The sequence below is a fragment of the Okibacterium endophyticum genome, assembly GCF_054780075.1.
Genome location: NZ_BAAGXA010000007.1, coordinates 82,869 through 97,209 on the forward strand (window position 1 = coordinate 82,869; position 14,341 = coordinate 97,209).

Here is a 14,341-nt window from a genome sequence, read left to right on the forward strand (position 1 = left end):
GGCGGGGAAGGGAGTCGGCATGGGCACACGCATCGTGCTGCACAAGGCTGACATCACGCGGGCGTTGACCCGGATCTCACACGAGGTCCTCGAGTCCAACCGCGGTGCAGACGACCTCGTCATCCTCGGCATTCCCACCCGGGGCGTGACCCTCGCGAAGCGCATGGCATCGCTCATCACCGACATCTCGGGCACAGAGGTCGAGTCCGGCTCGCTCGACGTCACGATGTACAGGGACGACCTCGCGCGGAACCCCACGCGGGCACCGTCGCCGACCCTCATCCCCGCCGGCGGGATCAACGGCAAAACGGTGGTGCTGGTCGACGACGTGCTGTATTCGGGACGCACCATCAGGGCGGCGCTCGACGCGCTCGGCGACATCGGCCGGCCGCGCGTCGTCCGTCTCGCCGTGCTCATCGACCGTGGACACAGAGAGCTCCCGATCCGACCGGATTTCGTGGGCAAGAACCTTCCGAGTGCGCGGTCGGAACGGGTCTACGTGCGCCTCGACGAGCTCGACGGTCTCGACCACGTGAGCATCGAGGCGGACGCCTGATGCGGCACCTGCTCTCAACACGCGATCTCGACCGCGCCGCTGCCATCGCCATGCTCGACGTCGCCGAAGACATGGCTGCCACCCAGTTGCGCGAGGTCAAGAAGCTCCCGACGCTGCGCGGCAAAACGGTTGTCAACCTGTTCTTCGAGGACTCGACACGGACGCGCATCTCGTTCGAGGCCGCCGCGAAGCGGCTGTCCGCCGACGTGATCAACTTCTCGGCGAAGGGCTCGAGCGTGTCGAAGGGCGAGAGCCTGAAAGACACGGCGCAGACGCTGCAGGCGATGGGCGCGGATGCCGTTGTGATCAGGCACCCCGCCTCCGGCGCCCCGCAGACCCTCGCGACGAGCGGGTGGATCTCTGCGGGCATCCTCAACGCCGGCGACGGCACACACGAGCATCCGACGCAGGCGCTGCTCGATGCCTACACGATCCGCAAGCGCGTGCACGGCACCGCCTCACGCGGTCACGACCTCGACGGGCTCAGCGTGTCGATCGTCGGCGACGTGCTCCACTCGCGCGTCGCGCGATCGAACGTGTGGCTGCTGACGACCCTCGGCGCCCAGGTCACGCTCGTCGCCCCGCCGACGCTGCTTCCCGTCGACACGAGCAGCTGGCCGGTGGTGTGCCGCTTCGACCTCGACGACGCGATCGACAGCGTCCCCGACGTCGTGATGATGCTGCGCATCCAGGCCGAACGCATGAACGCGGCGTTCTTTCCGAACGCCAGGGAGTACGCCAGACGGTGGGGGCTCGACGACGCGCGACTGGGGCGGCTCAACGCCGATACGATTGTGATGCACCCCGGGCCGATGAACCGGGGTCTCGAGATCTCGGCCGCGGCTGCCGATTCCCCGCAATCCACCGTACGTGAGCAGGTGGCGAACGGAATCTCGGTGCGCATGGCCGCGCTCTATCTGCTGCTGTCTGGCGATCGGGAGGACACACAATGACGGACACGACCTGGCTCATCACCGGCGCGACGCTCGCGGACGGCGCACGGACAGACATCCTCGTGAAGGACGGACGCATAGCCGAGTGCGGCAGCGGGCTCAGCAGCACCGAGGCAACCGTGATAGACGCGGACGGTCTTCTCGCGCTTCCCGGATTCGTTGATCTGCACACCCATCTTCGCGAGCCGGGATACGAGCAGAGCGAGACCGTGCTCACCGGAACCAGAGCCGCGGCGGCGGGTGGGTTCACAGCCGTGTTCGCCATGGCCAACACGTCTCCGGTAGCGGACACCGCCGGGGTCGTAGAGCAGGAGCAGTCGCTCGGAGCGCGATCCGGGTACGCAACCGTGCAACCGATCGGAGCGGTGACCATCGGGCTCGAAGGACTCCGCCTGGCCGAGCTCGGGGCGATGGCGTCGTCTCGCGCACGTGTGCGCGTCTTCTCCGACGACGGGTTCTGCGTCTGGGATCCGCTGCTCATGCGACGTGCGCTCGAGTACGTCAAGGCGTTCGACGGAGTCATCGCACAGCACGCACAGGACCCTCGTCTCACCGAGGGTGCGCAGATGAACGAGGGGTCCCTCTCGGGGGAGCTCGGCCTCGTCGGCTGGCCAGCGGTCGCAGAAGAATCGATCATCGCGAGGGATGTGCTGCTGGCGGAGCACGTGGGCTCACGGCTGCACGTGTGCCACGTGTCGACGGCCGGCTCCGTCGACGTGATCCGCTGGGCGAAAGCACGCGGCATCAACGTGACCGCAGAGGTCACACCGCATCACCTGCTGCTCACCGAGGACCTCGTCGCAGGTTATGACGCCAGATACAAGGTGAACCCGCCGCTGCGCCGGTCCGAAGACGTTATGGCTCTGCGCGAGGCGCTCGCAGACGGCACCATAGACATCGTCGCGACCGACCACGCCCCCCATCCTGTCGAGAGCAAAGACTGCGAGTGGGATGCCGCTGCGAACGGGATGGTGGGCCTGGAGTCGGCCGCGAGCGTTGTGCAGGCGGCTGTCGTCGACACCGGGATGCTCGACTGGACCGACGTCGCCAGGGTGCTCTCGAGCGCCCCTGCACGCATCGGACGGCTCGAGGGCCACGGCAGGCCGATCGTCCCCGGCGAACCGGCGGAGCTGACGCTGTACGACCCGGCGGCCACCCGGTCGTTCGGAACCGGCGACCTCGCCGGCAAAAGCGTCAATTCGCCCTACCTCGGCACCACCATTCCCGGCAGGGTCGTCGCGACGCTCCACGGCGGATACGCGACGGTGCTCGACGGCGTGGTCCAGCCGTCCGAGGACGTCGGACGGGCGGTGGCACATGGCTGACCGGCTTGTGCCTGGACTCATCGTGGTCGGCATCATCGTTGTTGCTCTCGGCGCGATGTGGCTGGCCTGGAGATCACGCACCGCGAAGGACGCGAGCATCGCGCCGTCCGCACAGATCCCCGCCGCGGGCATCCATCCGATCGCGGCGGCGGCTGCGCTCTATGTCGCCACGACGCGTGCAGAGAGACCGCTGGAGCGACTGGCTCTCGCCGGCCTGGCCTACCGGGCCAGAGCAGACGTCACCGTCGCCGAAGAGGGCGTCGTCATCGCGGCCAGGGGCGAAGAACCGGTCTTCATCGGCGCATCAGCACTCGTCGGCTCGGGCGAGGCCACCTGGACCATCGACCGGGTCGTCGAGAAGGACGGGCTCGTGATGGTGCGCTGGCAGGCGGGTGACGACCTCCTCGACAGCTACCTCCGCATCGGAGACCAGACCGACCACAGACACGTACTCGACGCGCTCGCGTCGATCAGGCAGAAACCGTCCGAATCGATTTCGGGCGAGAGTGAGAGTAAGGCATGACACACACACCGTTCGGCACGAAGAAACCTGCGGTGCTCGTTCTCGAAGACGGCACCAGGTACACGGGCAGAGCATACGGCGCCACGGGGCGCACCCTCGGCGAAGCCGTCTTCTCGACAGGCATGACGGGGTATCAGGAGACCCTCACGGACCCGTCATATGCGGGACAGATCGTGATGATGACATCCCCTCACATCGGCAACACGGGTGTGAACCGCGAAGACATGGAATCGCGCCGCGTGTGGGTGGCCGGTTTCGTGGTGCGCGACCCGTCACGGGTCGTCTCGAGCTTTCGCGCAGACGGCACACTCGACGACGAGCTCATCCGCGACGGGGTCGTGGGCATCAGCGGCATCGACACGCGGGCCGTCACCAGGCACATCCGGTCGTCCGGCGCGATGCGCGCGGGCATCTTCTCGGGCGACGACTTCGACCTGTCGCAGGGCGAACAGGTCGACCTCGTCAGGCAGGGCGCGTCGATGAAGGGGCTCAACCTCTCGGGCGACGTGTCGACGATCGACCCCTATGAGGTGAAAGCACAGGGCGAGCGCATCGGATCGGTCGCCGTGCTCGATCTCGGTGTGAAGACCTCGACCATCAACTACCTCTCCGAGAGAGGATTCGACGTCTATGTGCTTCCCCAGAACGTCACGGCCGAGCACGTGCTCTCCCTCCGGCCGGACGCGCTCTTCTTCTCGAACGGGCCGGGAGACCCCGGCGCATCCGACCAGCATGTGGCGCTCCTGCGCGACGCCCTTCGAGCCGGAATGCCGTACTTCGGAATCTGCTTCGGAAATCAGCTGCTCGGGCGCGCCCTCGGCTTCGACACCTACAAGCTGCCGTTCGGGCACCGGGGAATCAACCAGCCGGTGCTCGACAAGGCAACCGGACGAGTGGAGATCACCTCGCAGAACCACGGGTTCGCCGTCGATCTCCCCGTTGAGGGCGTTCATGACTCGCCGCAGGGCTTCGGCCGTGTCGAAGTGAGCCATTACAGCCTCAACGACAACGTCGTCGAGGGCCTCGCGTGCATCGACATCCCGGCCTTCAGCGTGCAGTATCACCCGGAGTCCGCCGCCGGACCCCACGACGCCAACTATCTCTTCGACCGGTTCCGCGATCTCGTCATCGCGCGAACGACGCACGCAGACACAGGGGACCAGAACTAATGCCAAAACGCGACGACATCAACAGCGTGCTCGTCATCGGATCCGGACCGATCGTGATCGGCCAGGCCGTCGAATTCGACTACTCGGGCACACAGGCCTGCCGCGTGCTCCGCGCCGAGGGCGTGCGCGTGATCCTCGTGAACTCCAATCCGGCGACCATCATGACGGACCCCGATTTCGCAGACGCCACCTACGTCGAGCCCATCACCTGGCAGGTCATCGAGACCATCATCGCCAAGGAGCGCCCGGATGCCATCCTCCCGACCCTCGGCGGCCAGACCGCGCTCAACGCCGCGATCCAGCTCCACGACAACGGTGTGCTCGAGAAATACGACGTCGAGCTCATCGGCGCCAACTTCGAGGCGATCCAGAAAGGCGAAGACCGCCAGGTGTTCAAGCAGCTTGTGCTCGACGCCGGCGCAGACGTGGCCCGTTCGCACATCGCTCACACGGTCGACGAGGCCGTCGGGTTCGCGAACGACCTCGGTTATCCGGTCGTCGTCCGCCCCTCGTTCACCATGGGAGGCCTCGGCTCTGGCTTCGCCCACACAGAAGAGGAACTCAGGCGCATCGTCGGCGACGGCCTGCACCAGAGCCCGACGAGCGAGGTCCTGCTCGAAGAGTCGATCCTCGGCTGGAAGGAGTACGAGCTCGAGCTGATGCGAGACACCGCCGACAACACCGTCGTCGTCTGCTCCATCGAGAACGTCGACCCCGTCGGCGTTCACACCGGCGACTCGATCACCGTCGCCCCCGCACTCACGCTCACCGATCGCGAATACCAGCGGCTGCGCGACGTCGGCATCGACATCATCCGCGCCGTCGGCGTCGACACCGGCGGCTGCAACATCCAGTTCGCGGTCGACCCGGCGAACGGGAGGGTCATCGTGATCGAGATGAACCCCCGTGTCTCGCGGTCGAGCGCCCTCGCATCGAAGGCGACGGGTTTTCCGATCGCGAAGATCGCAGCCAAGCTCGCCATCGGCTATCGCCTCGACGAGATTCCGAACGACATCACCAAGGTCACGCCGGCGAGCTTCGAGCCCACTCTCGACTACGTCGTCGTCAAGGTTCCGCGATTCGCCTTCGAGAAGTTCCCGGCCGCGGACACAACGCTCACAACGACCATGAAATCGGTCGGCGAGGCGATGGCGATCGGGCGGAACTACGCGACAGCGCTCCAGAAGGCCCTGCGCTCGCTCGAGAAGCGCGGCTCCAGCTTTCACTGGGGAGAAGAGACCCGCTCGGTCGACGAACTCGTCGAGCTGACGAGAACACCGACGGACGGACGCATCATCACCGTGCAGCAGGCGCTGCGCAAAGGTGCGAGCGTCGAGCAGCTCTTCGAGGCCACGGGGATCGACCCCTGGTTCCTCGATCAGATCGCGCTGATCAACGACGTCGCGGACTATGTGGCGTCTGCAGCGGTTCTCGACACCGAGGTGCTGACCGCCGCGAAGGACCACGGCTTCTCCGACGCCCAGATCGGGCAGCTGCGCGGGTTCGGTGAAGCGGAGGTCCGCGAGGTCAGGCACATCCTCGGGGTGCGACCGGTGTACAAAACCGTCGACACCTGCGCGGGGGAGTTCCCCGCGCTCACGCCCTACCACTACTCGAGCTACGACCTCGAAACCGAGGTGGAGCCGAGCGACGCACGCAAGATCGTCATTCTCGGCTCCGGTCCGAACCGGATCGGGCAGGGCGTGGAGTTCGACTACTCGTGTGTGCACGCGTCGTTCGCCCTGCACGACGCCGGGTACGAGACGATCATGATCAACTGCAACCCCGAGACCGTCTCGACGGACTACGACACGAGCGACCGGCTGTACTTCGAGCCGCTCACGCTCGAAGACGTGCTCGAGGTCATCCACGCCGAGAGCCAGAGCGGAGAACTCGTCGGTGTTGTGGTGCAGCTCGGCGGCCAGACGGCGCTCGGCCTCGCGCAGGGGCTGAAGGATGCCGGCATCACGATTCTCGGCACCACCCCGGAGGCCATCGACCTGGCCGAGGAGCGCGGTGCGTTCTCGCGGATCCTCGACGACGCCGGCCTGCTCGCGCCGCGCAACGGAACGGCCACCGACTTCGACGGCGCCCTTCGCGTCGCCGATGAGATCGGCTATCCGGTGCTCGTGCGCCCCAGCTTCGTTCTCGGCGGCCGAGGCATGGAGATCGTCTACGACGGCGCATCGCTCGAGGACTACTTCGCGCGAATGGCCGGCCAGGGCATCATCGGCCCGCAGCATCCGCTTCTCGTCGACCGTTTTCTCGACGACGCGATCGAGATCGACGTCGATGCGATCTACGACGGCACCGAGCTCTACATCGGCGGCGTGATGGAGCACATCGAAGAAGCCGGCATCCACTCGGGCGACTCGAGCTGCACCCTTCCGCCGATCAGCCTCGGCAAGGCATACGTCGACAGGGTCAGGGATGCGACGCACGCCATCGCGAACGGAATCGGCGTGCGCGGCCTGCTGAACGTGCAGTTCGCCATCGGAGCGGGCGTCCTCTATGTTCTCGAGGCGAACCCGCGCGCATCGCGAACCGTTCCGTTCGTCTCGAAGGCGCTCGGCATCCCTCTCGCCAAGGCGGCGTCGCTGGTCATGGCCGGTTCGTCGATCGCCGAGCTCAAGGATTCGGGCATGCTTCCACGGTCAGACGGCTCGCGGGTTCCGATGGACTCGCCCGTTTCGGTGAAAGAGGCGGTGCTGCCGTTCAAGCGGTTCCGAACGAAAGAGGGAGCGATCGTCGATTCGGTGCTCGGGCCAGAGATGCGCTCGACCGGAGAGGTGATGGGCATCGACCGGGACTTCCCGCGCGCCTTCGCCAAGAGCCAGTCGGCCGCGTACGGCGGTATGCCGACGAGCGGCACGGTCTTCGTCTCGGTCTCGGACCGTGACAAGCGGTCGATAGTCCTGCCGGTGCTCCGGCTGCAGGAGCTGGGTTTCGACATCCTCGCCACCGTCGGCACGGCCGAGGTGCTGAATCGCAACGGGATCACCGCGAGGACGGTGCGCAAGTTCAGCGAGGGAAGCGAGGCGGAGACCGGTGAGCCGTCGATCGTCGAGCTCATCACCCGGAACGAAGTGGACATCGTCATCAACACCCCGAGTGGCGGCAGCTCACGAGCGGACGGCTACGAGATCAGGGCTGCGGCGGTCGCAGAGGACAAACCCCTCTTCACCACCATCGCGCAGCTGACCGCCGCCGTCGCCTCGTTCTCGGCGATCACGGAGGGCTACGACGTGCGTTCCCTGCAGGAGTATGCAGCCGATCGTGCGGAGCGTGTATGAGCGCACCCTTCGGAGACCGTCTGGAGCTGGCGTTCGCGCGGCACGGCCGGCTCTGCGTCGGGATCGACCCACACACCTGGCTGCTCGAGGAGTGGGGGATCGCGGACGATGCGGACGGCGCGCGTGAGTTCGGGCTCCGCGTCGTCGACGCGGCAGCCGACCGCGTCGGCATCGTCAAGCCGCAGGTTGCGTTCTTCGAGCGTTTCGGACCGGCGGGATTCGAGGCTCTCGAGGCGGTGATCGGTGCGGCAAGGGCCGCAGGCCTTCTCGTTATAGCCGATGCCAAGCGCGGAGACGTCGGAAGCACCGTGGACGCGTATGCACGGGCCTGGTTGAGCACGGGAGCACCGCTCGAGTCCGACGCCATGACCGTGAGCGCCTTCCAAGGTGTCGGATCCATCGCCGCGGCGACGACACTCGCGGCGGCGAACGGAAAGGGCCTCTTCGTGCTCGCGGCCACCTCCAATCCAGAGGGCGTCTGGAGCCAGCAGGCGATCATCCGGACCGGCCCTCATGCGGGGCAGACCGTGTCGCGGTCTATTGTCGATGATGTGGATGCTGTGAATCGCGAGCTGTGGAGCGGATCCGCCTTCGGATCGGCCGGGGTCGTCATCGGTGCGACGCTGACGCTCGAGGAGTTCGGGCTCGACCGCGCCGTCGCCACGGGGTCAGACGGGCCGATCCTTCCCGTTCTGGCACCGGGTTTCGGGCACCAGGGCGCCGATGCCGAGAACGCACAACAGATCTATGGCGCCCTCGCACGGGGTGTCATCGTTTCAGAATCGCGAAGTGTGCTGTCAGCGGGGCCCACCGGCCTCGCCGCAGCCCTCTCGCGCCGAGCCGAGAAGGTGAAAATCAGTTTTGCGTGACGCCCCATTGCCCCCAGAGGTAGACCGAATCGCCGCGTCGCAGGCCGCCGTGGCGGCCCGCCGTGCACGCGCGGTCGTCAAGAATCAGATCGCGTCGGGGGAGTTGAGCGCGCTCTCCGTGCTCGAACGCGCCTCGGCCGATCCCGCGGGCGTCGAGGGCCGCATGCGCGTCACCGATTTTCTGCTGAGCGTTCCCGCGATCGGCCGGACGAAACTCGACCGCATCCTGCACGACCTCGACATCTCCCCGGTCAAGCGACTCGGCGGGCTCGGCCCGAACCAGAGGACGAGGCTGGACGAGTTCCTTCGCCGACGCGAGTCGATGACGAGGTACCGCAGACGCTCGAGGCTCGTTGTGCTCGCCGGGCCGACGGCTGTGGGCAAGGGAACCGTCGCGTCGTACATTCGCGAGCACTACCCCGACGTCAGGCTCTCGGTCTCTGCGACCACCCGTCGGCCTCGCCCCGGCGAGGTCGACGGTGTCAACTACTACTTCGTCGACGACGCCGAGTTCGACCGGATGGTCGAAGCAGGAGAACTGCTCGAACACGCGACGGTGCACAACGCTCACAGGTACGGAACACCGCGCAAGCCGGTCAACGAGGCACTCGCCCGGGGCGAGAGCGTGCTTCTCGAGATCGACATCCAGGGTGCGAGGCAGGTTCGCGCCGCCATGCCAGACGCGATACTCGTCTTTCTGATGCCCCCGAGCTGGGACGAACTGGTGCGCAGGCTTCTCGGACGGGGCACCGAAGACACCGAGGAACGCGAACGCCGGCTGAACACCGCGAGGGTCGAGCTCGCCGCAAAAGACGAGTTCGACTACCGCGTCGTCAACGCCGAGGCACACGAAGCGGCGGAAGAGGTCGTAGACTTGATGAAGGCACGCGGTCCCGGGCGCCCGCGCAGGCGCGACTGACGGGCCTCCTGAACTCTTTCCCGTACGAAAAACCACACGAGGAGTGTGATATTGGCCATGGCTGACAAACTCAAGGGGATCATCGATCCTCCCATCGACGACCTGCTGTCGAAGGTCGAATCGAAGTACGCTCTCGTGATCTTCGCCTCCAAGCGTGCACGCCAGATCAACGACTACTACGCTGACCTGCACGAGGGCAGCCTGTTCGACAACGTCGGCCCGCTCGTCGACTCGAGCGTCGACGACAAGCCTCTCTCGGTCGCCCTCCATGAGATCAACGAAGACAAGCTCGTCTCCCGGCCCATCGCGGACTGACGGAAGACGTCGCCCACGATGACCGGTTCACTGAACATTGTTGTGGGCATAACGGGTGGCATCGCCGCATACAAAGCGGTTGGTGTCATCCGTTCTTTTGTCGTGTCCGGGCACCGTGTGCAGGTGGTCGCGACAGAGTCGGCCCTGCGGTTCGTCGGCCGACCGACGCTCGAGGCGATCTCGCGCAACCCCGTGCACACCGACCTCTATGACGGCGTCGCGTCTGTGAGGCACGTCGCCATCGGGCAAGCGGCAGACCTCATCGTGATCGTTCCGGCGACAGCCAACTCGATAGCGAAGCTGGCGGCCGGGATCGCCGACGACCTGCTCGGGAACACCGTCCTGGCGAGTCGCGCACCGCTGGCCATCGCCCCGGCGATGCACACCGAGATGTGGACGAACCCCGCAACACAGCAGAACATCGCCACCCTTCGATCACGGGGTGCCGCGATCATCGGTCCCGCCAGCGGACGGCTGACCGGCGACGACGTGGGTGAAGGGCGTATGGAGGAACCCCGCGTCATCGCCCTGCGAGCCCTCGAACTCGTGGAGCCAGCCCCCGTGCGCGACCTCGCCGGCAGACGCGTCGTCGTGACGGCGGGCGGCACACGTGAACCCCTCGACCCCGTGCGTTTCATCGGCAACCTGTCGACGGGGCGACAGGGAGTTGCCCTCTGCGCCGCGGCTGCAGCGCGGGGCGCAGACGTCACACTCGTCGCAGCGCATCTCGAGGTCGACCTGCCAGAGGGTGTGGATGTCCGCCGCGTCTCGACGACCGCCCAGATGCGCACAGAGGCGCTTGCGGCGCTCGAGGGGGCCGATGTGGTGATCATGTGCGCCGCCGTCGCGGACTACCGCCCCAGGCAGGTGCAGGAATCGAAGATCGCCAAGGAGTCCACCGGAGACGGGATGACGCTCGACCTGATCAGGAACCCGGACATCCTCGCCGAGCTCGCGGCACACAGCTCTGCCCGGCAGAGAGTCGTCGGCTTCGCCGCCGAGACCGTCGCGGACGACGACGAGATGCTCGAGATCGCGAGACGCAAACTCGAGCGCAAGGGCTGTGACGCCCTCGTTCTCAACAGGGTCGGCGGGGGCGAGGGCTTCGGGGCCGAACGTAACACGGTGATCATGCTCTCTCGAGGCGGAGATATAGTGATGAAGGCTTCAGGCGACAAAGTGTCGGTGGCTCACCGCATACTTGACTCCCTGGCCTCGCTCTGAAGCTCACAGCCGCCCTCCCTCGATCTGGAGACCGTATGACGCACCTGCGCCTGTTCACGTCCGAGTCCGTCACGGAAGGGCATCCAGACAAGATCTGCGATCAGATCTCCGACAGCATCCTCGATGCGCTTCTCGCCGAAGACCCGACGAGCCGCGTGGCCGTCGAGACGCTGGTGACGACGGGCCTGGTTCACGTGGCTGGTGAGGTCACCACACGGGCCTATGTCGAGATTCCCGCGATCGTCCGCGACGTCGTGACCTCGATCGGGTATGACCACTCCGATGCCGGGTTCGACGGCGCATCGTGTGGTGTCTCCGTCTCGATCGGGCAGCAGTCGCCAGACATCGCGCGGGGTGTCGACGACGCGTACGAATCGCGCGAGCAGGCGAGTGCGGATCGTCTCGATCACCAGGGCGCCGGAGATCAGGGCATCATGTTCGGCTTCGCCACCAACGAGACCCCGCAGCTGATGCCGCTGCCCAGCTGGCTCGCGCACCGCCTCGCCGAGAAGCTCGCGCAGGTGCGCAAATCCGGTGAGCTGGCCTACCTGCGGCCAGACGGCAAAACCCAGGTGACCGTCGGTTACGAGGGCGACGTGCCCCGCACCGTCGAGACAGTTGTGCTGTCGACACAGCACACCCCTGAGGTGTCGCTCACGCAGATCAGGGGAGAGGTCGAAGAGACCGTGATCCGGCCGGTGCTCGACGATGCAGGCCTCGACGCGCACAACGTCAGCCTGCTGATCAACCCGACCGGCCGGTTCGTGACGGGTGGACCGAAGGGCGATGCGGGGTTGACGGGCCGCAAGATCATCATCGACACCTACGGCGGCGCGTCACGGCACGGGGGCGGAGCCTTCAGCGGAAAGGACCCGTCCAAGGTCGATCGCTCCGCCGCATACGCCCTGCGCTGGGTCGCGAAGAACGCCGTTGCGGCGGGTCTCGCCGACCGCCTCGAGGTGCAGGTCGCCTATGCCATCGGCAAGGCGGCGCCCGTCGGGCTCTATGTCGAGACGTTCGGCACCAATCATGTCTCGGACGAGAAGATCGTCGCAGCGATCACCGACGTCTTCGATCTGCGCCCAGCGGCCATCATCGCGTCGCTCGACCTCTTGCGCCCGATCTACACGGCGACGGCGACCTACGGGCATTTCGGCCGTGAACTGCCCGACTTCACATGGGAACGGCTGGACAGGGTCGACGAACTGCAGAGCGCTGCCGGAGTGATGTGAACACGGGCGGCGCCGTCGCGAAGGTCGTCATCGACTCGCCGCTCCCGCAACTCGACCACCTGTTCGACTACCGCATCCCCGAGTCCCTCGCGAGCGACGCCGTTCAGGGAGCGAGGGTCAGGGTGCCGCTGCGCAGCGCAGGCAGGATCGCGAGCGGATACATCGTCGAGCTGGCCGACAGCTCTGAGTTCTCGGGAGAGCTGCTTCCCCTCGACGACGTCATCTCGCCGGTCGGTGTGCTCACCCCCCAGGTGTGGAGCGTCGCCCGCGCCGTGGCCGACCGCGCGGCGGGCTCGGCGAGCGACATCCTGAGACTCGCCATCCCCGGGAGGCAGGTGCGCGTCGAGAGGGCCTGGCTCGCACGCGAGCGGAAGGAGCCGGCACCGATGGCCGCACCGCGGGTCTCGGGGTACCCCGCCGAGCTCATGGATCAGGTGGCCTCCGGCGCCCGTCTCGCCCTCGACGCCATCCCGCAGCCGGTGGCGACGGGCTCGGGTCACTGGCTCGGCCAGTTCGCCGTCACGCTCGCGCAGTTGGCGGCAGACACCGTGTCACGGGGTCGGTCGGCGATCATCGTTGCGCCGGATTTCCGGGATGTCGAGCAGATGACGACGGCTCTGTCCGATCTGCTTGAGGCGGAACGCATCACCCGGTTGGACTCCGCACAGAGCAACGCAGACAGATATCGCGGATTCCTCGACTGCCTCGACGACACCGCACGCGTCATCGTGGGCAATCGCTCCGCGGTCTATGCGCCGGCCCGCTCGCTCGGGATGCTCGCCGTCTGGGACGACGCCGATCCGCTCCATCGTGAGCCTCTCGCACCCTATGTGCACGTCCGCGACGCCGCTCTCGTGCGCCAGCAGCTCACCGGCTCTGCCCTCGTGCTCGCCTCGCACGGCAGGTCGAGCGACACCCAGCGGCTCGTCGAGATCGGTTACCTGCGAGAGGTGAGCCCGGAGCGCACGGTCAGGCCCCGTATCATCGTCACCGCCAGGCAGGGCGACCAGGACGCACCACAGGCGGCCGCACGTATTCCCTCTGCGGCATGGCGACAGGCGTCAGAGGCCCTCTCGCACGGGCCTGTGCTCGTGCAGGTGGCCCGGCCCGGATACGCGCCCGGCCTGGCGTGCAAGGGGTGTGGATCGCCTGCCCGATGCACGGTCTGCAACGGGCCCCTCGGACTGACGGCGGCCGGGCGAACGCCCAGCTGCACCTGGTGCGGCGCCCTGGCCGGTGACTGGCGGTGCCAGGAGTGCGAGGCGACGTCTTTCCGCCTCGTCACGCGGGGATCCGCGCGTACGGCAGAAGAGCTCGGTCGCGCGTTCCCCGGTGTGCCCGTGGTGATCGCAGACGGAGAACACACGGTCACGCACGTGCAGGCCAAGCCGGTGCTCGTCGTCGCGACCAGGGGCGCAGAGCCCATCGCAGACGGCGGCTATGCCGCCGTGCTGCTGCTCGACGGTGAGCGGATGCTGTCGGCCGAATCCCTGCGCATCGCCGAGGACTGCCTGCGGTGGTGGTCGAACGCCGCGGCGCTGGCCGCGCCCCGCGCGCCCGTGATGCTCGTCGGCGTCGACGGCGGGATCGCCGACGCCTTCGCCCGGTGGGATCACGCCGGGTTCGCGAGGGACGAGCTCGTCGACAGGCGCACGTTGCGGTTCCCCCCGATGGTGCGCATGGCGTCGGTCAGCGGCGCGAGCGCCGCCGTCGACGAGGCACTCGCAGCCGTTCGCGGCAGAGAGGGCGTCGATATTCTCGGGCCCGTCGCCGTCGACGACGGCGTGCGCGCGATCGTGCGGTTCGACTACTCCGCCGGACCCTTCGTCGCCGGCGAACTGCGGGCGGTCGTCATCCGGAACGCGACAACGAGGCGACGTGCTCCGGCGGGAAAGGGGGGCTATCGGCCGCCGCCTACACTGAGACTACGTTTCGACGATCCAGACATCCAGACATGAGGCAT

At 67.0% G+C, this 14,341-nt stretch carries 12 protein-coding genes; all 12 read left to right on the forward strand.

The genetic code is table 11. From position 1 onward, the window contains the following. Positions 1 to 19 precede the first annotated feature (19 nt). From pyrR to ACYVF5_RS10275, 12 genes are read left to right on the forward strand one after another with little or no spacing between them, the layout of a single operon-like run. Entirely contained in the window at positions 20 to 556 is a 537-nt protein-coding gene (gene pyrR, locus ACYVF5_RS10220; RefSeq protein ID WP_460945968.1) for a bifunctional pyr operon transcriptional regulator/uracil phosphoribosyltransferase PyrR, read from the forward strand. Continuing rightward, positions 556 to 1,509, forward strand: coding sequence for an aspartate carbamoyltransferase catalytic subunit (locus ACYVF5_RS10225; protein WP_460945970.1), 954 nt, complete (start codon positions 556 to 558; stop codon positions 1,507 to 1,509). Before pyrR ends, ACYVF5_RS10225 begins: the two co-directional genes overlap by 1 nt. Continuing rightward, entirely contained in the window at positions 1,506 to 2,834 is a 1,329-nt protein-coding gene (locus ACYVF5_RS10230; RefSeq protein ID WP_460945972.1) for a dihydroorotase, read from the forward strand. The genes ACYVF5_RS10225 and ACYVF5_RS10230 overlap by 4 nt, the downstream gene beginning before the upstream one ends. Next, on the forward strand, positions 2,827 to 3,357 hold the full coding sequence (locus ACYVF5_RS10235) for a PH-like domain-containing protein (RefSeq protein ID WP_460945974.1): 531 nt from the start codon (positions 2,827 to 2,829) through the stop codon (positions 3,355 to 3,357). The genes ACYVF5_RS10230 and ACYVF5_RS10235 overlap by 8 nt, the downstream gene beginning before the upstream one ends. Continuing rightward, positions 3,354 to 4,526 carry a glutamine-hydrolyzing carbamoyl-phosphate synthase small subunit gene (carA, locus tag ACYVF5_RS10240; RefSeq protein ID WP_460945976.1) on the forward strand — a complete coding sequence of 391 codons (1,173 nt, stop codon included), beginning with the start codon at positions 3,354 to 3,356 and terminating at the stop codon, positions 4,524 to 4,526. The genes ACYVF5_RS10235 and carA overlap by 4 nt, the downstream gene beginning before the upstream one ends. Continuing rightward, positions 4,526 to 7,819: a carbamoyl-phosphate synthase large subunit gene (gene carB / locus ACYVF5_RS10245; protein ID WP_460945978.1), complete on the forward strand. Its 3,294-nt coding sequence runs from the start codon at positions 4,526 to 4,528 to the stop codon at positions 7,817 to 7,819. Before carA ends, carB begins: the two co-directional genes overlap by 1 nt. Further along, positions 7,816 to 8,688 (forward strand): orotidine-5'-phosphate decarboxylase, encoded by an 873-nt coding sequence (gene pyrF / locus ACYVF5_RS10250; RefSeq protein WP_460945980.1) that lies wholly within the window; start codon positions 7,816 to 7,818, stop codon positions 8,686 to 8,688. The genes carB and pyrF overlap by 4 nt, the downstream gene beginning before the upstream one ends. Continuing rightward, a complete protein-coding gene (gene gmk / locus ACYVF5_RS10255; protein ID WP_460945982.1) occupies positions 8,681 to 9,607 on the forward strand; it encodes a guanylate kinase in 927 nt (308 codons plus the stop codon). The genes pyrF and gmk overlap by 8 nt, the downstream gene beginning before the upstream one ends. A 57-nt stretch (positions 9,608 to 9,664) precedes the next feature. Next, positions 9,665 to 9,922 carry a DNA-directed RNA polymerase subunit omega gene (gene rpoZ / locus ACYVF5_RS10260; RefSeq protein WP_460945984.1) on the forward strand — a complete coding sequence of 86 codons (258 nt, stop codon included), beginning with the start codon at positions 9,665 to 9,667 and terminating at the stop codon, positions 9,920 to 9,922. An 18-nt stretch (positions 9,923 to 9,940) separates the two neighbouring features. Beyond that, entirely contained in the window at positions 9,941 to 11,146 is a 1,206-nt protein-coding gene (gene coaBC, locus ACYVF5_RS10265; RefSeq protein WP_460945986.1) for a bifunctional phosphopantothenoylcysteine decarboxylase/phosphopantothenate--cysteine ligase CoaBC, read from the forward strand. Positions 11,147 to 11,181: 35 nt separating this feature from the next. Further along, entirely contained in the window at positions 11,182 to 12,378 is a 1,197-nt protein-coding gene (gene metK, locus ACYVF5_RS10270; protein WP_460945988.1) for a methionine adenosyltransferase, read from the forward strand. Next, positions 12,375 to 14,336, forward strand: a complete 1,962-nt coding sequence (locus ACYVF5_RS10275) for a primosomal protein N' family DNA-binding protein (RefSeq protein WP_460945990.1) — start codon at positions 12,375 to 12,377, stop codon at positions 14,334 to 14,336. The genes metK and ACYVF5_RS10275 overlap by 4 nt, the downstream gene beginning before the upstream one ends. Positions 14,337 to 14,341: the final 5 nt, after the last annotated feature.

Excerpts from the sequence above, each read along its gene's own strand:
- carA (WP_460945976.1), top strand. The coding sequence starts at position 3,354 with ATGACACACACACCGTTCGGCACGAAGAAACCTGCGGTGCTCGTTCTC.
- metK (WP_460945988.1), top strand. The coding sequence starts at position 11,182 with ATGACGCACCTGCGCCTGTTCACGTCCGAGTCCGTCACGGAAGGGCAT.
- ACYVF5_RS10235 (WP_460945974.1), top strand. The coding sequence starts at position 2,827 with ATGGCTGACCGGCTTGTGCCTGGACTCATCGTGGTCGGCATCATCGTT.
- pyrR (WP_460945968.1), top strand. The coding sequence starts at position 20 with ATGGGCACACGCATCGTGCTGCACAAGGCTGACATCACGCGGGCGTTG.
- ACYVF5_RS10230 (WP_460945972.1), top strand. The coding sequence starts at position 1,506 with ATGACGGACACGACCTGGCTCATCACCGGCGCGACGCTCGCGGACGGC.
- coaBC (WP_460945986.1), top strand. The coding sequence starts at position 9,941 with ATGACCGGTTCACTGAACATTGTTGTGGGCATAACGGGTGGCATCGCC.
- rpoZ (WP_460945984.1), top strand. The coding sequence starts at position 9,665 with ATGGCTGACAAACTCAAGGGGATCATCGATCCTCCCATCGACGACCTG.
- ACYVF5_RS10225 (WP_460945970.1), top strand. The coding sequence starts at position 556 with ATGCGGCACCTGCTCTCAACACGCGATCTCGACCGCGCCGCTGCCATC.
- carB (WP_460945978.1), top strand. The coding sequence starts at position 4,526 with ATGCCAAAACGCGACGACATCAACAGCGTGCTCGTCATCGGATCCGGA.
- pyrF (WP_460945980.1), top strand. The coding sequence starts at position 7,816 with ATGAGCGCACCCTTCGGAGACCGTCTGGAGCTGGCGTTCGCGCGGCAC.